Origin of the sequence: Pseudoruegeria sp. SHC-113 (assembly GCF_025376885.1) — a bacterium.
GTDB lineage: Bacteria > Pseudomonadota > Alphaproteobacteria > Rhodobacterales > Rhodobacteraceae > Pseudoruegeria.
Map to the genome: position 1 here is coordinate 21,866 of NZ_JAHUBR010000002.1, position 18,780 is coordinate 40,645.

17 protein-coding genes are annotated in these 18,780 nt (G+C 65.9%); 9 read left to right on the forward strand and 8 right to left on the reverse strand.

Annotation, left to right across the window (positions count from 1 at the left end):
* Window positions 1–4: 4 nt before the first annotated feature.
* The 8 genes from KVX96_RS14930 to KVX96_RS14965 all read left to right on the forward strand — a co-directional run bounded on the left by KVX96_RS14930 (window position 5) and on the right by KVX96_RS14965 (window position 8,965).
* Window positions 5–1,000 (forward strand): DUF58 domain-containing protein, encoded by a 996-nt coding sequence (locus tag KVX96_RS14930; RefSeq protein ID WP_261195489.1) that lies wholly within the window; start codon window positions 5–7, stop codon window positions 998–1,000.
* Complete coding sequence (locus KVX96_RS14935) at window positions 997–1,470, forward strand: DUF4381 domain-containing protein (RefSeq protein ID WP_261195490.1); 474 nt, start codon at window positions 997–999, stop codon at window positions 1,468–1,470. Before KVX96_RS14930 ends, KVX96_RS14935 begins: the two co-directional genes overlap by 4 nt.
* The gene (locus KVX96_RS14940; protein ID WP_261195491.1) at window positions 1,467–2,474 is read left to right on the forward strand and encodes a VWA domain-containing protein; all 1,008 of its coding nucleotides are present in this window, start codon (window positions 1,467–1,469) and stop codon (window positions 2,472–2,474) included. Before KVX96_RS14935 ends, KVX96_RS14940 begins: the two co-directional genes overlap by 4 nt.
* Complete coding sequence (locus KVX96_RS14945; RefSeq protein ID WP_261195492.1) at window positions 2,471–4,000, forward strand: vWA domain-containing protein; 1,530 nt, start codon at window positions 2,471–2,473, stop codon at window positions 3,998–4,000. Before KVX96_RS14940 ends, KVX96_RS14945 begins: the two co-directional genes overlap by 4 nt.
* Complete coding sequence (locus tag KVX96_RS14950; RefSeq protein ID WP_261195493.1) at window positions 3,997–5,328, forward strand: hypothetical protein; 1,332 nt, start codon at window positions 3,997–3,999, stop codon at window positions 5,326–5,328. Before KVX96_RS14945 ends, KVX96_RS14950 begins: the two co-directional genes overlap by 4 nt.
* The gene (locus tag KVX96_RS14955; protein ID WP_261195495.1) at window positions 5,325–7,268 is read left to right on the forward strand and encodes a multiheme c-type cytochrome; all 1,944 of its coding nucleotides are present in this window, start codon (window positions 5,325–5,327) and stop codon (window positions 7,266–7,268) included. The genes KVX96_RS14950 and KVX96_RS14955 overlap by 4 nt, the downstream gene beginning before the upstream one ends.
* 115 nt (window positions 7,269–7,383) lie before the next feature.
* Window positions 7,384–7,791 (forward strand): globin family protein, encoded by a 408-nt coding sequence (locus KVX96_RS14960; RefSeq protein ID WP_261195496.1) that lies wholly within the window; start codon window positions 7,384–7,386, stop codon window positions 7,789–7,791.
* A gap of 181 nt (window positions 7,792–7,972) precedes the next feature.
* Window positions 7,973–8,965: an MDR family oxidoreductase gene (locus KVX96_RS14965; protein WP_261195497.1), complete on the forward strand. Its 993-nt coding sequence runs from the start codon at window positions 7,973–7,975 to the stop codon at window positions 8,963–8,965.
* Window positions 8,966–9,105: 140 nt separating this feature from the next.
* Here KVX96_RS14965 and KVX96_RS14970 read toward each other — a convergent pair whose 3' ends face one another.
* From KVX96_RS14970 to KVX96_RS15005, 8 genes are all read right to left on the reverse strand, one after another.
* Window positions 9,106–10,395, reverse strand: coding sequence for an MFS transporter (locus KVX96_RS14970; RefSeq protein WP_261195498.1), 1,290 nt, complete (start codon window positions 10,393–10,395; stop codon window positions 9,106–9,108).
* Between the two features lie 141 nt (window positions 10,396–10,536).
* Complete coding sequence (locus KVX96_RS14975) at window positions 10,537–11,253, reverse strand: type 1 glutamine amidotransferase (protein ID WP_261195499.1); 717 nt, start codon at window positions 11,251–11,253, stop codon at window positions 10,537–10,539.
* Window positions 11,253–12,593, reverse strand: coding sequence for an NAD(P)/FAD-dependent oxidoreductase (locus KVX96_RS14980; RefSeq protein ID WP_261195500.1), 1,341 nt, complete (start codon window positions 12,591–12,593; stop codon window positions 11,253–11,255). The genes KVX96_RS14975 and KVX96_RS14980 overlap by 1 nt, the downstream gene beginning before the upstream one ends.
* Before the next feature lie 2 nt (window positions 12,594–12,595).
* Entirely contained in the window at window positions 12,596–13,939 is a 1,344-nt protein-coding gene (locus tag KVX96_RS14985) for a glutamine synthetase family protein (protein ID WP_261195501.1), read from the reverse strand.
* Complete coding sequence (locus tag KVX96_RS14990) at window positions 13,936–14,754, reverse strand: ABC transporter permease (protein ID WP_261195502.1); 819 nt, start codon at window positions 14,752–14,754, stop codon at window positions 13,936–13,938. Before KVX96_RS14990 ends, KVX96_RS14985 begins: the two co-directional genes overlap by 4 nt.
* A complete protein-coding gene (locus KVX96_RS14995; protein WP_261195503.1) occupies window positions 14,751–15,641 on the reverse strand; it encodes an ABC transporter permease subunit in 891 nt (296 codons plus the stop codon). Before KVX96_RS14995 ends, KVX96_RS14990 begins: the two co-directional genes overlap by 4 nt.
* An 8-nt stretch (window positions 15,642–15,649) precedes the next feature.
* Entirely contained in the window at window positions 15,650–16,789 is a 1,140-nt protein-coding gene (locus KVX96_RS15000) for an ABC transporter ATP-binding protein (protein WP_261195505.1), read from the reverse strand.
* A gap of 61 nt (window positions 16,790–16,850) precedes the next feature.
* Window positions 16,851–17,936, reverse strand: a complete 1,086-nt coding sequence (locus KVX96_RS15005) for a polyamine ABC transporter substrate-binding protein (RefSeq protein ID WP_261195506.1) — start codon at window positions 17,934–17,936, stop codon at window positions 16,851–16,853.
* Between the two features lie 180 nt (window positions 17,937–18,116).
* Between KVX96_RS15005 and KVX96_RS15010 the strand changes: the two genes are divergently transcribed.
* Window positions 18,117–18,773, forward strand: coding sequence for a GntR family transcriptional regulator (locus KVX96_RS15010; RefSeq protein ID WP_261195508.1), 657 nt, complete (start codon window positions 18,117–18,119; stop codon window positions 18,771–18,773).
* The last annotated feature ends 7 nt before the right edge of the window (window positions 18,774–18,780 follow it).

Below are 18,780 nucleotides of genomic sequence, written 5' to 3' on the forward strand. Positions count from 1 at the left end.
CGCCATGCGGGATCGGGCGGCCAGAACACGGGCGGGGCTGGACAAGCCTCCGCGCGGCGCGCAGGCGCCCCGCGATCCGCGCCTCTATGCCGATCTGGATCACCTGCGCGCTCTGGAAGCGCAGGCCCGCAGCCTCACCTTCCTGCCGCGCCAGCCCGCGGGCAGCGTGCTCAACGGTCGCCACGCCTCCCGCCTGCGCGGGCGCGGGCTGAACTTCGAGGAATTGCGCGACTACCTCCCCAGCGACGACGTGCGGTCGATCGACTGGAAGGTCACCGCCCGCACCGGCACACCCCATGTGCGCGTCTACACCGAGGAGCGCGACCGCCCTGCCCTTATCGTGGTGGACCAGCGAATGAGCATGTTCTTCGGCTCGGTGCACAACCTCAAAAGCGTCACCGCCGCCGAAGCCGCCGCGCTGGCCGCGCATCGCATTCTGGATCAGGGTGATCGCGTTGGCGGCATCGTCTTTGGCGACGGCGCGGACCCGCTGGAGTTCCGCCCCAAACGCAACCGCGCCGCTGTCTCCGCCTTCCTCACGGCGCTGGCCAAGGCCAACCTTGCCTTGCACGCCGAAGCCCCGCCGCAAGCCCCCTTGGCGCTGAACACGGTGCTGAAATCCGTCTCCCGCCTCGCCACGCGCGATCACCTCGTGCTCCTGATCAGCGATTTTGACGGGATCGACGCCCGCACAGAGATCCTGATGAAGGGCATCGCGCGGCACAATGATCTGATCCTTCTGCCGGTCTGGGATCCGAGCGCCCGCGCCATGCCCTTCCGCGAGCGGCTGGTGATCTCGGACGGCGATCTGCAGGCCGAGATCGACATGGAACGCGCCGACACCACCCGCGCGCTGGAGGCCGCCGGAGCGGCGCGGCTCGAACGTGTGCTTGGCTGGCAAAACACCGCCGGCGCGCCCGTGCTGCCGCTCTCCACCGCGGAAGACACCCTGCCCCAGATCCGCCGCCTGATGGGCCTTGGGGCCGGGAGGCGCAGATGAGCGATCAGCCCACCTCCCTTGCCGGAATGATCGACACGCTCAACGACGTGGAAGCCCCCGCGCCGATCTCCATGCTGCCGCAAACCGGCGGCTGGATCGTGGCCGCCGTGCTGCTGGCCGCGCTACTGATCTGGCTCGCCCTGCGCTGGCACCGCAGCTACAAGGCCGAGGCCTATCGCCGGGCCGGGGTGGCGGCCCTGAAAGCCCTGCCCGAAGGCGATCTGGCGGGGGCCGAGATCCTGCTGCGCCGCACCGCCATCGCCGGCTTCGGCCGCGCCCGCGTGGCCGGATTGCAGGGCGAGGACTGGCTCGCCTTCCTCGAAACCACCTGCCCCGGCGCGGGATTTCACTCCGAGGCTGGCCGCAGCCTCGCCGCCGCGCCCTATGCGCCTGCCGCCGCCCAAGCGCCCGAGGCCCGCGCGCTTGCCGCCCGCTGGATCGACCAACACCGAAGGGAGGCCGCCGGATGATCGAGCTGCTCTTCCCATGGGCTTTCCTCGCCCTGCCCCTGCCATGGCTCTGGCGGCGTTTCACGCCCCCGCATCGCGAGCAGGTGCCCGCCCTGCGCGTGCCCTTCTTCGGCGATCTGGCCGAGGCCGCCGGGGCCAATGTGGGCGCGGGCTCCGTGGTGCTGCGCCATTCGCGCTGGCAGCTGGCGGCGGGCTGGGTGGCGTGGATCCTGATCCTCACCGCGCTCGCCCGCCCGGTGCAACTGGGCGAGGCCATCGAGGAAACCCGCGCCGCGCGCGACGTGATCCTCGCCATCGACATCTCGGGTTCCATGGACGAGCGCGACATGCCTGATGCCGCAGGCAATCCGCAGCAGCGCCTTGCCACCGTGAAGGACGTGGTGGGCGAGTTTATCACCGCCCGCGAGGGTGACCGCGTGGCGCTCATCGTCTTTGGCACCAAGGCCTTCCTGCAGGCCCCGCTGACCGAAGATCTGGAAAGCCTGCGCGAACTGCTCGATCAAACCACCGTCGGCATGGCCGGGCCGCACACCGCCATCGGCGATTCCATCGGTCTTGCCATCCGCACGTTCGAGAACTCCGAGATAGAGCAGCGGCTGATGATCCTGCTGTCGGACGGCTCCGACACCGCCAGCCGCATGACGCCGATCAACGCCGCCGAGATCGCCGCCGGGGAGGGCGTCACGATCCATACCGTCGCCGTGGGCGATCCCGATGGGGAGGGCGAAAACCGGGTGGATCTCTCCACGCTGGAAGATATCGCCCGGCGCACCGGCGGGCAGACCTTCTTTGCCGGAGACGCCGAAACGCTCGCCGGGATCTATGCCGAAATCGACGCGCTCACCCCGCGCGAAACCGAAACGCTCTCCTACCGCCCGCGCACGCCGCTTTCGCATCTGTTCCTCGGGGCCGGGCTGCTGGTGGGGCTTTCTTTTCTGCTCTCCATGCTCGCAGGCCAGCGGCGACGGGCACAAGCGCCGAAAACGGAAGGGACTGCCGCATGAGCGCCCTTGCCGCCAGCCTTGAGGCCTTCCACTTTCTGCGCCCGCTCTGGCTCTTGGCGGTGCCGGTGCTTGCACTGCTGTGGTGGCTGGCCCGCCGCGCCAACCGCCCCGACACCAGCGCCATCGCCCGCCTGCCTGCGCACATTGCCGCCGCGCTCACCATCGGTGCGCCGGAGGGCCGTCGCTTCCAGCCGGTAGACGGCGTGGCGCTGGCGCTGCTCTGCGCCGCCATCGGCGCCGCCGGGCCGACGTGGAGCCGGGTGCCCAACCCTTTCGTCTCCCAACTCGCGCCCGTGGTGATCGTGATGGAAGCGGGCAAGGAGATGCGCGAGACCGACATCGCGCCTGACCGCATGGAGCGCGCCAAGCAGAAGGTGCGCGATCTGCTCAGCTTGCGCGCCGGCGGGCGCAACGCGCTCGTTACCTACGCCGGAAGCGCCCATCGCGTGGTGCCTTTCACCGAAGATCCCAGCGTGATCACCCCTTATCTGGAGGGCCTTGGGCCCGAGATCATGCCGGTGGACGGGCGCGATGCGTCTCAGGCGCTCGCTCTGGCACAAGAGGTGGCCGCAAGCGAAGGCGCGTCGGCGATCCTTTTCGTGCTGGCCACGCTGGATCAGGCCGATGTCTCCACCTTCACACCCGCCGCGCCCGAAATCGCCTTTCTGGTAATGGCCCCGGAAGGGGTGAGCGCGGGCGGGCTGGACGGGCTCTCCACGCTGATCACCCAGCGCGTCACGCCTGACGGGAGCGACGTGGCCGCAATCGACCGCCGCCTCAACGCCGCCTACCGCGCAGCGCTTCTGCAGGATGAGCGCCAGCAATGGGATGATCGGGGCTGGCTCTTTGCCTGGCCCGCTGCGCTCCTGTTGCTGCTCTCCTTCCGGCGCGGCTGGGTGATGCGATGGGCCATGATCGCCGGGCTGGCGGTCACGATGCTTCCCGCCCAGCAGGCCCGCGCGGACGGGCTGGCGGATTGGTTCCTCACCCCCGACCAGCAGGGCCAGATCGCCTTCAACCGCAAGGACTACGCCCGCGCGGCCGAGCTCTTTGTGGATCCGGACTGGCAGGCCTACAGCCTTTACAAAAGTGGCCAATATGCCGAGGCCGCCGAGGCCTACGCGCGTCTGGACAGCTCCAACGCCGCCATGGGCGAAGGCATGGCCCACATCAAGAACCGCGCCTACCGCGACGGCGTGCGCGCCTTTGAAAAAGCGGTGGAGCGCGACCCGGACAACGCCGCCGCCGCCGAGAACCTCGAGATCTCCAAAGAGATCGTGGAATATGTGGAAAGCACCCGCGAGCAAAGCGACACCGGCGAGGATCAGGGCATCGGCGCGGATGATGTCGTGTTCGACAACGAAGCCGCGCGCGGCGCGGAAACCGAGATCGACGCGCAGGAGAACGGCCCCGAAATCCTGACCGCCGAGCAATGGATGAACACGGTGGACACCCGCACCGGCGATTTCCTCCGCCAGAGATTTGTTCAGGAAAACGCGGCGCGCACGCAGGGAGACGGGCAATGAGGCGCGCCCTGATCCTGCTCACGCTCACGGCGCTTCTGCCGCTGCCTTCGGCCGCGCAGGTGTTTGACATCGGCTCGGGCAACACGGCCACAAGCCAGCAACAGCAGCAGGAAACCCCACCAGAAACCCTTGCCGAGCCGCAGCTTACGGTGGATCTCCCTGAGGCGCCCGTCATCCCAGGCCAACCCGTGGTGGTGCGCATGAAGGTGCTGGTGCCAACGTGGCTCTCCAAACCCATCACCTTCCCGCCGCTGGAGGTGCCCAACGTCATCACCCGGCTGGGCGAGCGTTCCACGACGCCGGTGAGCGAGACAGTGAATGGCGAAACATGGTCCGGCGTAAGCCGCACCTACAGGCTCTATCCGATGGTGGCCGGCGATTTCGCGATCCCGCCACAGGAGCTGCAAGTGCTCTATGCGGAGCCGGGCAAAACCGAGCCGCTGCAGGCGAGCCTGCAAACGCCCGAAATCCGCTTCTCTGCCGCTCTGCCTCAGGGTGCGGAAGGGCTTTCGCCCTTCGTGGCCGCGGAGAGGCTTGAGATCAGTGAGACCATCGAGGGCACCCCCGATGCATTGATCCCCGGCGCGAGCTTCACCCGCACGATCACTGCTAAGATCACCGGCACCACACCGATCCTGCTGCCGCAGCTTCTGGGGGCCGACAGCCTGCCGGGGCTCGCCGCCTACCCTGCCGAGCCCGTGATCACCGAGAGCGAGAACCGCGGCGTGCTATCCGGCACGCGGGTTGAGAAGACCACCTATGTGGCCGAAGCCGGCTTCGAGGGCAGCCTGCCCGGCGTCGCTCTTTCGTGGTGGGACCTGTCCAAGAACGCCGTTCAGGACGCCGGGACGGACCCCCTCGCCCTCTTTTCCGACGGCCCAACACCAGCAGCGCCTGAATCCACGCCGGAAAGCCGTCTTCGGCTCTATCTCGCGCTCGCCGCCGGGGCCCTTCTGCTGCTGGCCACTGGGATGTTGGCGCGCTTTCTCGCCCCGCGCCTCAAAGCCCGGCGAACTGCCCGCCATGCCGCCTATCTTGCCTCCGAGGCCCATGCCTATGCGCTGCTGAAAGAATCCGTCGCGGCGCAGGATTACGGCGCGAGCCTCACAGCGCTTTCGCTGTGGGAGGCCCGGCTGGGCGGCGCCCGCGCCACAGAACTGCGCACAGCCCTTCAATCCGCCTCCGCTTCTGCCTACGGTGGCCAGAGTGCCTCCGATTGGAGCGCCGTGTGCCGGGCGATGGAAAAGGCCCGCGCTGCCGCCAGCCGCACCGAAACCTCCAAACGGCAGGCCGCCCTGCCGCCGCTCAATCCCGGAACCCCTGCATGATCTTGCGCCGCGTCGCCTCTGCCCTGTTCTTCTGCCTGGCCGCCCTGCCCGCTTTTGCCCAATCCGACGCGCCCGGGTCGGTCCCGGCCTATGTTGGCTCCGCGGCCTGCGCCGACTGCCACGAAGGCGAAACCACCGCATGGCAGGGCTCCCACCACGCCAAGGCCTGGCTGCCGCCCACCCCCGGCAACGTGCTGGGCGATTTCGACAACGCCACCTTCACGCTGGACGGGCTCACCACGCGCTTCTTCCGCGAAGACGGCGCCTATATGGTCGAAGTGCAGGAGCCCGACGGCAGCCAGCGCATCTACCCGATCCACTCCACCGCCGGGATCGCGCCCCTGCAGCAATATCTGATCGAAACCGAACCGGGGCGGCTGCAGAGCTTCGACGTAGTTTGGGACGTGGAAGAAGAGCGCTGGTATCACCTTTACCCCGAAAGCGATCTGTCGCCCGCCGACGGGCTGCACTGGAGCGGAGCTTACAAGAATTGGAACGCCCGCTGCGCGGAGTGCCACGCGACAAATTACGAGAAAAACTACGACCCGGTATCAAAGACTTACGCCAGCACGCAGACCGAGATCGGCGTCGGCTGCGAAGCCTGTCATGGGCCCGGTCAGGCCCATGTGGAATGGGCGCAGCTTGGCGTGATCAACCCGGCCTTCACTGACGCGACCGATGACGCCGGTTTCACCATGAGCTTCTCCCCGGATGATCCGATCGCCGAGCGCGAACAATGCGCCGGCTGCCACTCCCGCCGCGAGGCTTTCGGCAACGGCAACCCCCTCCCCGGTACCGCCTACGACGAAGCCTACCGGCTCGCCCTTCTGCGCCCCGGCCTCTACCACGACGATGGCTCCATTCTGGACGAGGTCTATGTCTACGGCTCCTTCCTGCAGTCGAAAATGGCCGCCAAGGGCGTGCGCTGCTCCAACTGCCACGAGGTGCACTCCGCCGGGCTGATCGCTGAAGGCAACGCCACCTGCACACAATGCCACTCACCGGCCGGAAACCCCGATTTCCCGAGCCTGGCGCTGGCCGACTACGACACGCCCGAGCACCATTTCCATGAAGCGGGCAGCGAGGGTGCGCAGTGCAAATCCTGCCATATGATCGAACGCACCTACATGGGTGTGGATGGCCGCCGCGATCACAGCTTCCGCGTGCCGCGCCCGGATCTGGCCACTACGAGCAACGCGCCCGATGCCTGCACCGGTTGCCACACGGATCAGACGCCTGCCTGGGCTGCCTCTGAGCTGGAAGCGCGCTTCCCGGAGAGCCGCCACCGGGGGCCGCATTTCGCCACCACCTTCGCCAATGCCCGCGCCAATCCGGCGCGCCAGATCAACGCGCTGGCGCAGATCGCGCTGGCCACGGATCAGCCCGCGATCATCCGCGCCACCGCGATGGAACTGATGCGCGGGGCCGAAAGCCCGGAGGCCGCCGCCGCGCTCGCCAGCCTGCTTACCGATCCCGACCCGATGGTACGTGCGGCGGCGGCCAGCTTGCAGCGCGCCGCGCCGGATCTGGACAAGGTTCAGCGCCTGCTGCCGGCCCTGTCGGACCCGTCCCGCCTCGTGCGGCTGGCGGCGGTGCTGGAGATGTTCGCCGCCCCCATCGCGCGGCTGCCGCAGCCCTCCGCACAGGCCTTTTCCGCCGCGGCGAGCGACTGGCGCGACACGCTGATGGTGCGCGCCGATTTCCCCGAGGCGCATCTGATCATGGGCGGCGCGGCCCTGACCCTGCGCAACATTCCCGCCGCCACCCAAGCCTTCAGTGAAGCTGTGCGGCTGGATCCGCAACTGGTGCAGGCCTGGTCCATGCTGGCGCGCATCAAGGCCGCCACCGGGGATCCCGACGGCGCCCGCGCAACGATTGCGGACGGGCTGCAGGCCAACCCGTCCGATCCGCTGCTGCTGCAAACGGCAGACCAGCTCTGAAGACTGCCTGTCAAACAGGCAGCCGCCTTAGGCCGACGGGCCGAAAGCGGCTTTGGCGCTTGCATGCGCGCCGCTGCGCCGGGCTTCATCACGACAGGACAGCAAAGGAGACGCCATGACGCCCGCAACAATCGCCACAGTTCAGGACAGCTTCGCACAGGTGGCACCGATCGCCGACACCGCCGCCGACCTTTTCTACGCGCATCTCTTCGAAACCCACCCAGACCTGCGCCCGATGTTTCCAGCAGAGATGGCCGAGCAAAAGGCGAAACTGATGAAAACCCTCGCCTTCGCCGTCAACAGCCTGTCCGCGCCTGAAACGCTGCTGCCCGCACTGGCCGACCTCGGCGCCCGGCACGTGGATTACGGCGTTGAGCCGCACCACTACGACGCCGTCGGCGCGAGCCTCATCCATACCCTGCAGCAAGGGCTTGGCCCGGCGTTCACCGAAGAGGTGAAATCCGCCTGGCTCGAAACCTACGGTGCAATCGCATCCACGATGCAGGGCAGTGCCCACGGCTGAGGGCGCAAAAGGGGGCTCTGCCCCCGCCGCCTTTGGCGACTCCCCCGAGATATTTAGGGAACAAAGTGGGGCCCTTTCAGCTTGGTGAAAATATCCCCGCCGGAGGCATGAAAGTTGACTCCGCCTGCCCCATGGCGTTCCCTCCCCCCTTGAGAGCGATTGCAGATTTGGGAGAGTGAGCATGTTCAAGGCATTGCTGGTGGACAAGGCAGAGGATGGCACCGTCAGCCAGACGATCGAGGAAATCGGGGAGGACCGGTTGCCCGAGGGCGATGTGACCGTCGCCGTCGCCTATTCGACGTTGAACTATAAAGACGGGCTCTGCGTGAACGCCACGGGCGGGCTCGTGCGCAATTTTCCCCATGTGCCGGGCATCGATTTTGCCGGTACCGTCGAGGAGAGCAGCGATCCGCGCTACAAGCCGGGTGACAAGGTGGTGCTGACCGGCTGGCGTGTGGGCGAAGTGCAATGGGGCGGTTATGCCCAGAAGGCGCGTGTGAAGGCCGACTACCTCGTGCCGCTTCCCGCGGGCCTCAGCATGAAACAGGCGATGGCTGTCGGCACGGCCGGGTTTACCTCCATGCTCGCCGTCATGTCGCTGGAAGATCACGGGCTGCGGCCCGAAAACGGCCCCGTGCTGGTGACCGGCGCGGCGGGGGGTGTTGGGTCGGTGGCGACAGCCATTCTTGCCAATCGCGGCTACGAGGTAGCAGGTGTCACAGGGCGGGCGGATCAGGCCGACTACCTCAAGGACTTGGGGGCCAGTACGATCATCCCGCGCGAAGAACTTGCGGAGCCGTCGGGCAAGCCGCTGGAGCGCGAGGTCTGGGCCGGTTGCGTGGATGCCGTGGGCGGGGCGATGCTCTCCAAGGTTCTGACGCAGATGCAATATGGCGGCTCTGTCGCCGCTGTGGGCCTCGCTGGCGGCGCGGCGATGACGGGCGCGACGGTGGTGCCTTTCCTGCTGCGCGGCGTGAACCTTCTGGGCATCGACAGCGTGATGCAGCCCTTCGAGAACCGCCAGCGCGCCTGGCAGCGGATCGTGGAGGATCTGCCCATGCGCAAGCTTGAGGCCATGATCCGCCCGGCGATGCTTTCGGAACTTCCGCAACTGGGCCGCGACATTCTGAAAGGCCAGGTCAAGGGGCGCGTCGTGGTGGATGTGAACGCCTGACACACCGGCCTTTGGCAACCGAAGGCCCCTCCTAGGGGCGATGAGATTGCTCAGGGCCGAGACCCGAAACACAGGCCCGGCGGCGGGCCTGTGACGCCCTGGCCGAGCAAGCGCAGCCTGAACCGCTGCCCTGCCAGTGGCTATCGCTGATCCGCGGCCAGATGTCGGGCCAGCACCAGCGCGACCACCACCGCCAAGGCCAGAAACCCAGCACCGAGGGCCCAAGCCACCGCCGTGCCATAGGCCTCGGCGATGGCCCCGGCGACCAATAGGCCCACGGCAGCCCCCAACTGCTGGATCAGCGAGCGCAGGGAGAGCATCGTCGAGCGCTGACGGTCGTCCACGCTCTGATGCAGCAGGCTGCTGGCCGGGGTTTCGCTGATCCCGAGGCACAGGGCATAGAGCAGGAAGACGGCCACGAAGCCAAAGATCTCCCCCTGCAGCGCGAGGGCGAGTTGTAGCCCTGCCAGGCAGGCAAAGGCCGCCGCGAGCGTCAGCGCATGTCGCCGCCCAAAGATCCGGCTGACGACGGGAGAAAGCGCCGCCCCGGCGGCGATGGCAAAGAAATAGCCGGCCGTCAGCACGCCGATGACGGTGTTGCCGCGGGTTTCGTTCAACATCGGTTTGACTTGCGGCGGCCAGAACACCTCCACCGGGTTGGTTGCCATCAGGAAGAACGCCAGCGCCACCAGAAGCAGCGACAGCGGCGGGCGGCTCGCGGCAAGGCGGGCCGCGCCCCCGATCAGCGATGGCACCTCGGCGAAGCCCTGCCACAGGGCACCGGCGGGTTTGGGGCGCGGCGCTTCCGCGATGGCCCGCATCGTGAATAGGAACACGCCCAGCATCACCCCGAAGCTGGCCACATAAGACACATCATAGCGTCGGAGCCCAAGGCCTTCCGCCGCCGGGCCCAGCACGTCGGGCAGCAGGCCGCCAAGGACAGCGCCCGTGGCGAGGCCCAGCGCATTAGCCCATTGCGCCCTGGCCAGCGCGGGCTGAACGTCCACTCGCGGCGCGGCGGCCCAGAAGCCCTCGACAAACCACGCATCGAGCGTCCCGGACCGAAGCGCCCGCCCGAAGCCGATGAAGGCGAAAGACAGTGCGAGGCCGGGGAAGCCGCTGCTCGAAAGGAAAAGCGCGATGGAGATCAGGCTGGCCACGACGGCGCTCAGGAAGACGGGCTTGCGTCCGAGGCTGTCGGCCACGCCGCCGAAGGGCACTTCCATGGCCATGGTCGTGAGCGCGTAAACTGCAAAGAGCGCCGAGATCTGCACCGGGTCCATGCCCCTGTCCGCCAGCGCGAGCACGACAATGGACACCGTGAGCCCCATGGCGAGACGGTCCAGAAACTGGTGGACCTGAAACACCCGGATGTGCCGGCGGGCCGGGGGGCTGAGTGCAGCAAAAGAAAACGCGGTCTCGGGTGCCATTCTGGCAGCATCGGGGCTGCGCCCTACGGGCACAAGGGCTTTGGAGGGGCGCGCAGGACCCGCACAAAGGGCCGGTCTAGCCGCGCTCATATCGAAGGGCCACGGTGGCGCTCGAAAGCGCCGCCGCTGGGGGATGACCGATCAGATCGCCGTGTGATGCGCCGCGATGCGTTCCGCCAATACGTCAGCGTTGGTCGGTTTGGACATCGTCTCTTGCGCTTCCTCCACCAGAGCGGGCGCAAGAATGCTGCCCTTGCGGCAGTCCAGAAGCGCGCTGGTGTAGGGCGCGCGGAACTCAGGGTGGCCCTGGAAGGTGAGCGCAAAGCCCGGATACCAGAGCCCGGCGATGGGGCAGAAATCGCTGGCGGCGATCACTTCGGCACCGTCCGGCGCGGCGTCGACCTGATCCTGATGGTAGGCCTGCAGCGTGATTGCCTCGGGCGCGGCGCCCAGCCCTTCGGGCCAGCCCGTGACCGCGTAATCCTGCACGCCGAGCGACCAGCCCTTGTGGGATTTGCTCACCTTGCCACCCAGCGCCTGCGCGATGATCTGGTGGCCGAAGCAGATGCCGATCATTTTCTTGCCCGCATCCCGGCAGGCGCGGATGAAGCCTTCGAGCGGCGCGATCCAGCTGTGGTCCTCATAGACGCCAAACTTGGAGCCCGTGATCACCCAGAGGTCGCAGACAGAGGGCTCCGCCGGGATTTCACCATCAAGTACGGCAAAGCTCGTGAATTCCGCTGGCAGCGGCGCAAGCCACTCCGCCACCATGCCCGGATAGTCCGGGTAGGACGGGGCCAGCTCTTCCGGCGGGCGGCCGGTTTCAAGGATGCCAACGCGCAAGGGGGTGCTCTCCATCACGATCTCCGATCTTTCAGGCCATAGGCCACATAGGCTGCATGCAGCAGGAGCCGCCGGGCGCGGCCCAAGGGGTAACGGCGCAGGGGGCGCCGCATGATATCGGGCAGCGGGGCTTTGGTTTCAAGCCCCAGCGCCATCTCGGCCAGCCGCGCGCCCGCGAAAGAGCCCATCGCCACACCGTTGCCGTGGTAGGCCAGCGCGGTGAAGGCCCCCTCCATCCCCGGCACCGGGCCGGCGTAGGGTGTCAGATCGCAGCTGACGCAGAGCAGCCCGGCCCAGAAATGCGGTGTTTCCACATGGGCCCAGGCGGGGAACATGGCGTCGAAGTCGGCCCGGATCTGGGCTTTGCGGCGTGCCATCTCGGCCGGTTTCGCCGTCACCCCGCCGCGCATCCCGAAGAGGAAGCGCCCATCGGGCATCAGGCGGAAGTAGTGCAGCAGGTGGCGGCTGTCGTAAGCCATCTGCGCGGACGTCCAGCCCTGCGCTTCCTGCTCTGCCGTTGTGAGCGGGCGAGTGACGATCACGTTGGATTGCACCGGCAGGTAGCGCGACGCGTACCAGCCCGGCAGATCCTCGCGCGAATAGCCGTTGGTGGCGAAGATCAGTTTGCGGGCCGTCACTTCGCCTTGCGGCGTGCGCAGGGTGAAGCGCCCGTTGGTTTGGGTGACGGAGACCACGGGCGTCTGGCTGTGGATGCGCGCACCGGCTGTGGCGCAGGCTCGCGCGAGCCCCAGCGCGTATTTTCGCGGGTTCAGGGCAAAGCCAACCGGCACATGCAGCGCGCCGTGGGCGTTGGCGGCGGCCATACCTGCCTCGGCTTGTGCCTCCGCTGATAGCACCGAGCATTCAAGGCCCAGCATCTGGCGGTAATACTCGGCCTCGCCCGGATACTGGGCGAAGGCCGCCTTGCTGTGGGCCAGTTGCACTTCGCCGTCCGAGTGCCGGTCCGCGTCGATACCGTGTGAATCGAGCAGGTTGGCCACGTGATCCACGGCGGCGCGCTCGGCCCCGAGGAAGGCGCGGGTCGCCTCCTGACCGTATCTCGCCACGAGCTGGTGGCCCTCAAGAGCGGTGCCGCCGAGGCAGCAGAAGCCGCCGTTGCGCCCGGACGCACCCCATCCGGGCGTCTGCTCTTCCAGCACCACCACGTCCTGCCCCGCCTGCGCAAGTGCCAGAGCGGCATTCAGGCCGGTGTAGCCCGCGCCGATCACCGCCACATCGCAGGAGGTGGCCGCCGTGAGCGGGCCGTCGAAGGCCTCCGGCGCGATTGTCTCGCGCCAGAAACAGCCCGCGTCGGACTCTGCCCCATAGGCGCTGTCTTCGTAGAGGCGGCTCATGGTCAGAGGCGGGACAGATACGTCCGGTATTCCGCCGGGGTGATCTCCGACATCATCCGCGTGATCTCATCGCGGCGCACGGCGACATAGACGTCGCGGTAGGCGGCGGTGAAAATATCGGCGGCAGCCTCGGAAGCGGCAAAACGCTCCACCGCGCGGCGCCAATCGTGGGTCAGGCGGCGGGCTGGTTTGGCCTCGGGATCATCCAGCGGCAGCGGCAGGGGCGGATCGTTTTCCAACCCGTAGAGCACGCCGCCCAGAATACCGGCAAGCGCCAGATAGGGGTTCACATCCGCGCCGCAGATGCGGTGCTCCAGACGTGCGCCCGGGCCGGAGACCTCAGGCAGGCGCACGGCCGCGCCGCGGTGATCCAGCCCCCAGTCCGGCGCGCTCGGCGCGAAGCTTTCCGGCGCAAAGCGGCGGTAGGAGTTCATATGCGGCGCGAAAACAGCCTGCAGATCGCGCATCGTCGCCAGCACACCAGCCACAGATTGCTTCAGAAGCGGCGACGGCTCATCAGAGCCGTCGTCATAGAGGTTGCGCCCTGCCCCATCCACAAGGCTCATATGGGCGTGCATCCCGTTGCCGGGGTAATCGGCATAGGGTTTGGCCATGAAGGTGGCTTCATAGTCGTGGCTGTCGGCAATCTCGGCCACCAGCCGCTTGAAATGCAGCGCGGTTTCTGCCGCCGCCAGCACATCCTGCGTGTGGTGGAAGTTGATCTCGAATTGGCCGGGGCCGTATTCGGCGATCAGCGTATCGGTGGCGAGGCCTTGCGTGGCACAGGCATCGGTGATCTCGCGCAGCACGTGTTCGAGCCGCCGCAGCACGTCCAGATCGTAGTTCTGCGCGGTGGGCGAGCCCGAGGGCGGCACCGGCGGCGCATCGGGGCTTTCGCGCTTCTGCAGCAGGTAGAACTCAAGCTCGGTGGCGACAACCGGACGCATGTCGCGCGCGTTGAAACGATCGAGCACGGCCTGCAGCCGCGCCTGCGGGCAGAGGTAGCTGACCTCGCCGCTGTCGTCCGTCATCACCACCTGCACCTGCACCACGTTGCCATCGACCCACGGCACGCGCTGCAGCGAGCCCGGGATCGGCTGGATCTCCCCGTCGGGGTCGCCCACGACGATGCCGAGCCCCGTGGCCGAGACCTCCTCGCCGAAGATATTGGGCGCGTAGGTGGAGAGCGGCAGGCGCACGCCGCCGCGCGCCAGTTTGCCCGCGCCATCCCCGGGCAGCCATTTGCCGCGCAGCACCCCGTTCAGATCGCAGAGCATCAGCTCGATCCGGTCGGGTTTGCCATGATCCGCCACATAGGCTTTGAATTCGTCGAGGAAGGTATTCATTGCTGGAAGGCTCTTTGTTCGTCCCGCTGGCGCTTCACGAGCGCGCGTTTTGACATCAGCGAGGCGGTTATCACGCCGACCGTCACGATGGAAATCATGATGGTGGACAGCGCGTTGATCTCGGGGCTGACGCCAAGGCGCACGGCCGAGAAGATCTTGATCGGGAGCGTGGTGGAGCTTGGCCCCGAGGTGAAGGAGGCGATCACCAGATCGTCGAGCGACAGGGTGAAGGCCAGCAGCCAGCCCGAAATCACGGCAGGCGCGATCACAGGCAGGGTAACGGATTTGAAGGCGTCAAAGGGCGTGCAGCCCAGATCGAGCGCGGCTTCCTCCAGCGAGCGGTCAAAGCTCGCCAGACGGGAAGAGACGACGACCGAAACGTAGCACATCGAAAAGGTCGTATGCGCCAGCACGATGGTAAAGACGCCCCGCGGCACGTTGAGCGAGATGAACAGCAGCAAGAGCGACAGGCCGGTGATCACCTCTGGCATCACAAGCGGGGCGTAGATCATGCCGGAAAACAGCGTCCGGCCCCGGAAGCGCCCGGCCCGCACCAGCACATAGGCCGCCATCGTGCCGAGCACCGTGGCCAGCGTGGAGGACATCACGGCGACCTTGATCGTCACCCAGGCGGCGTCAAGGAAGGCCTGGTTGCGGAACAGCTCGCCATACCATTTGGTGGAGAAGCCGGCCCAGACGGTCACAAGCTTGCTTTCGTTGAACGAATAGACAACCAGCACCACCATCGGGATGTAAAGGAAGGCAAAGCCCAGTGTGAGCGCCGTGGCGTTGAACCATGTGAACTTGCGGCTCATTGCTCTGCCTCCCGCTGTTTCTGCTCGTTGCGCTGGAACAGCACGATGGGGATCACGAGGATCAGCAGCAGCACAACGGCCACGGCCGAGGCCACGGGCCAGTCGCGGTTGGAGAAGAACTCCTCCCACAGCACCTTGCCGATCATCAGCGTGCGCGAGCCGCCCAGAAGCGAGGGGATCACGAACTCACCCAGAGTCGGGATGAAGACAAGGAAAGAGCCCGCGATGACGCCGGGCTTGGCCAGCGGCGCGGTGATCAGCCAGAAGGCCTGCAGACGCGAGCAGCCCAGATCCTCTGCCGCTTCCAGAAGGCTTCCGTCGATCCGCTCGAGCGAGGCGTAGATCGGCAGGATCATGAAGGGCAGATAGGTGTAGATGATACCGATGTAGACGGCCTTGTTGGTGTTCAGGATCTGCAACGGCTCGGCGATGATGCCGATGTTCATCAGGAACTGGTTCAGCAGACCTTCCGTGGAAAGGATCCCAATCCAAGCGTACACGCGGATCAGGAACGACGTCCAGAACGGCAGGATCACCAGCATCATCAGCGTCGGGCGCCAGCTTTCATTGGCGTTGGCCATGCCATAGGCGATGGGGAAGCCCACGAGCAGACAGCCCAACGTGGAGATCAGCGCGATCTGCAGCGAGGAGAGATAGGCCCGCCAATAAAGATCATCCTGCGTGAGCCAGACGAAATTCTCGAAATCCAGCTCCGCAAACAGCGCCTTGATCCCGGCCCAACCTTCGGACAGATCGAGCGTCGGCGTGTAAGGCGGAATGGCGAGGGCCGCGTCCGAGAGCGAGATCTTGAAGACGATCCCGAAGGGCACGAGGAAAAGCGCGAGCAGCCAGAGGTAGGGAACGGCGATGACGGTGAAACGGCGCATGATGCCCCCTAGCTCGCCAGCAGGACGCCGGCGGTCGACGTCCAAGAGAGCCACACCGGATCTTCCCATGTGAAACTGCGGCGCGAGATACGGCGGTCGTTGGCTGTCTGCGCCTTGATGATCACGCCGCCGGGCAGTTCCACGTGGTAGGTGGAAAGATTGCCGAGATAGGCGATATCAAGGATCTTGCCCTGCACCGCGTTGGGGCGGTCCTCCGGCTTGTCGGCAGAGATGGCGATTTTCTCGGGGCGGATCGCGAAGAAGCAGCGATCCCCCTTGCCCAGTTCGGTGGCCGATTTCGCCGTCAGATGCGGCTGGCCTTCCGCCCAGGCGATGGCGTAGCCCTCTTCGCCCGCAGAGGCGATGGTGCCTTCGATGATGTTCACGTCGCCAATGAAATCCGCCACATAGGTGGAGTTCGGCGTCTCGTAGATGCGGCCGGGGGTATCGACCTGCACGAGCAGGCCGTCGTTCATCACCGCGATGCGGCTCGCCACTGTCATGGCCTCTTCCTGATCGTGGGTCACGATCACGAAGGTGGTGCCGGTGCGCTCCTGAATGTCCATCAGTTCAAACTGGGTTTCGGTGCGCAGTTTCTTGTCGAGCGCGCCGAGCGGCTCATCGAGCAGCAGCAGTTTGGGCGCCTTGGCGAGCGAGCGGGCAAGCGCCACGCGCTGGCGCTGACCGCCAGAAATCTGGTGCGGCTTGCGGGAGGCAAACTTGCCCAGCCGCGTGAGCTTGAGCATCTCCTCAACCCGGCCCGCGATCTCGGACTTCGGCATGTCGGAGCGCTTCAGCCCGAAAGCGATATTGTCGTAGATGGTGAGGTGCGGAAACAGCGCGTAGGACTGGAACATCATGTTCACCGGGCGCTTGTTGGGCGGCACCGGGCCAATGTCCTTGCCGGCCAGAAGGATCTTGCCTTCGGTTGGCGTTTCAAAGCCGCCGAGCATCCGCATCATGGTTGTCTTGCCGCAGCCCGATGGCCCCAGCAGCGCGAAGAACTCTTTCTCGTAGATGTCGAGCGAGAGGGAGTCGATCGCGGTGAACTCGCCGAAGCGCTTCGTCACGTTCTGGAACTGGATGAGGGGTTTTTCTGCCGGATCGTTCCAGGGTTCGAACACCGGGCGGGGGGCCACTTGCGCCATGTCTGCCTCGAAAATTGAAAGCGGCCCCGCCCTTCCTCAGGGCGGAGCCGCGTTTTTGGGATCAGGAGCCGGATTTCACCTTGGTCCAGAGGCGCGTCACGACGCGCTGGACCTTCGGCTCATAGGGCGAGGTGGTGTAAAGGTTCTCCAGAGCTTCGGGGCTCGGGTAGATGGCCACGTCACCGATCACATCCTCGTTCAGCAGAGCCTGAGAGGCCTTGTTGCCGTTGGCGTAGTAAACGTAGTTGGAAGCATCGGCCATGTTCTGAGCATCGAGGATGAAGTTCAGGAACTTGTGGGCACCTTCCGGGTTCGGCGCATCGGCCGGGATGGCCATCTGGTCGAACCACATCAGCGCGCCTTCCTTCGGCGCGTAGTACTCGATGGTCACGCCGTTGTCGGCCTCATCGGCACGGTCGCGCGCCTGCAGGATGTCGCCGGACCAGCCGAAGGCCACGCAGATGTCGCCGTTGGCAAGCGCGGAGATGTACTCGGACGAGTGGAACTTCAGCACGTTCGGCGCCATCGCGGTGAGGATCTCTTCTGTTTTCGCGATCACGTCCGGGTCCTGGCTGTCCGGATCTTCGCCAAGATAGGCCAGCGCCGCCGGGATCACCTCAACCGGGGCGTCCAGCACATGCACACCACAGGCTTTCAGCTTTTCCATATTGGCCGGGTCAAACAGCATGGCGAGCGAGTCGACCGGCGCGTCCGGGCCAAGCACCTCGGCGACCTTCTCGGCGTTGATACCGATGCCGGTGGTGCCCCACATGTAGTTGATGGAGTACTGGTTGCCCGGGTCGTATTTGTCGGTGCGATCCTTGATCACGTCCCAGAGGTTCTCGGCGTTGGACAGCTGCGCGAAATCCAGCGGCTGGAACACGCCAGCGGTGATCTGGCGCTGCAGGAAGGTGCCGGAGGGCACGACCACGTCATAGCCAGTGGAGCCGGCGAGCAGCTTGGTTTCCAGCACTTCGTTGGAATCGAACACGTCGTAGATCAGCTTGATGCCGGTCTCTTCTTCGAATTTCGTAAGCAGCGCTTCGTCGATGTAATCCGACCAGTTGTAGACGCGGACTTCTTCCGCGACGGCCGCACCAGCACCTATGGCAAGGGCCAGCGTGGCGGGGACGAGGGTTTTCTTCATGTGCATCTCCCGATGTTGAGGCGTGTTATGCGTGGGGCTTTCTTGCCCCTTTCCTTTTTTCGTATTTTGATCAAAAATCCAAACTCAAGGCAATATGATATTTGCAGCCAACGTGGCGCAGTGCAAATATCAGCCAAGGCAAAGGGTTTCGGATCGCTACGGGAGGGCATGTTAAAAGAGATGGACGAAACGACAAGGAAAATCCCTGCGCATGAGATCGTCTACCGCCAGATCCGGGAGATGATCCTGTTTGGCGATCTTGCGCCTGCGCAGCCTGTCACCATCCAGGGCCTGGCCGAGGCGCTCTCCGTCGGCATGACTCCGATCCGTGAAGCCCTGCGCCGCCTGACTGCGGAAGGCGCATTGCTGCCAATGGGCAATCGCCGCATCTGCGTGCCCGAACTGACCTTGAAAGACCTTGAACAACTGGCCTTCCTGCGGCTCCACGTGGAGCCGGAACTGGCCCGCCAAGCGGCTATTAACATTGATAAACAGGGCATCCACACCCTGCGCGCCATCGACAACAATCTCAACGCGGCCATCGATGCGGGCGATGTGGGCGGCTACTTGCGCCACAACCACGCCTTCCACATGCATCTTTATGGTTTTGCCGAGGCTCCGATTCTGCTGGCCACCGCCGAAGCGCTCTGGCTGCGCGCAGGCCCCTCATTGCGCGTTGTCTGTGGCCGCCACGGCACCGCCAACCTGCCCGACAAGCACGACGAAGCGCTGGATGCCCTTGCAGAGCGTGCGCCCGACACCGTCTGCGCCGCCATCCGGCAGGACATCCACCAAGGGCTCGAACAAATCCGGCAGACCTTGAGCGATGAGATTTGATCAAAAC

Coding starts and splice junctions, on each gene's coding strand:
- KVX96_RS14940 (WP_261195491.1), top strand. CDS start 1,467: ATGATCGAGCTGCTCTTCCCATGGGCTTTCCTCGCCCTGCCCCTGCCA.
- KVX96_RS14980 (WP_261195500.1), bottom strand. CDS start 12,593: ATGAGCCGCCTCTACGAAGACAGCGCCTATGGGGCAGAGTCCGACGCG.
- KVX96_RS14950 (WP_261195493.1), top strand. CDS start 3,997: ATGAGGCGCGCCCTGATCCTGCTCACGCTCACGGCGCTTCTGCCGCTG.
- KVX96_RS15000 (WP_261195505.1), bottom strand. CDS start 16,789: ATGGCGCAAGTGGCCCCCCGCCCGGTGTTCGAACCCTGGAACGATCCG.
- KVX96_RS14960 (WP_261195496.1), top strand. CDS start 7,384: ATGACGCCCGCAACAATCGCCACAGTTCAGGACAGCTTCGCACAGGTG.
- KVX96_RS15010 (WP_261195508.1), top strand. CDS start 18,117: ATGGACGAAACGACAAGGAAAATCCCTGCGCATGAGATCGTCTACCGC.
- KVX96_RS14985 (WP_261195501.1), bottom strand. CDS start 13,939: ATGAATACCTTCCTCGACGAATTCAAAGCCTATGTGGCGGATCATGGC.
- KVX96_RS14990 (WP_261195502.1), bottom strand. CDS start 14,754: ATGAGCCGCAAGTTCACATGGTTCAACGCCACGGCGCTCACACTGGGC.
- KVX96_RS14935 (WP_261195490.1), top strand. CDS start 997: ATGAGCGATCAGCCCACCTCCCTTGCCGGAATGATCGACACGCTCAAC.
- KVX96_RS15005 (WP_261195506.1), bottom strand. CDS start 17,936: ATGAAGAAAACCCTCGTCCCCGCCACGCTGGCCCTTGCCATAGGTGCT.
- KVX96_RS14945 (WP_261195492.1), top strand. CDS start 2,471: ATGAGCGCCCTTGCCGCCAGCCTTGAGGCCTTCCACTTTCTGCGCCCG.
- KVX96_RS14975 (WP_261195499.1), bottom strand. CDS start 11,253: ATGGAGAGCACCCCCTTGCGCGTTGGCATCCTTGAAACCGGCCGCCCG.
- KVX96_RS14965 (WP_261195497.1), top strand. CDS start 7,973: ATGTTCAAGGCATTGCTGGTGGACAAGGCAGAGGATGGCACCGTCAGC.
- KVX96_RS14955 (WP_261195495.1), top strand. CDS start 5,325: ATGATCTTGCGCCGCGTCGCCTCTGCCCTGTTCTTCTGCCTGGCCGCC.
- KVX96_RS14995 (WP_261195503.1), bottom strand. CDS start 15,641: ATGCGCCGTTTCACCGTCATCGCCGTTCCCTACCTCTGGCTGCTCGCG.
- KVX96_RS14930 (WP_261195489.1), top strand. CDS start 5: ATGCGGGATCGGGCGGCCAGAACACGGGCGGGGCTGGACAAGCCTCCG.
- KVX96_RS14970 (WP_261195498.1), bottom strand. CDS start 10,395: ATGGCACCCGAGACCGCGTTTTCTTTTGCTGCACTCAGCCCCCCGGCC.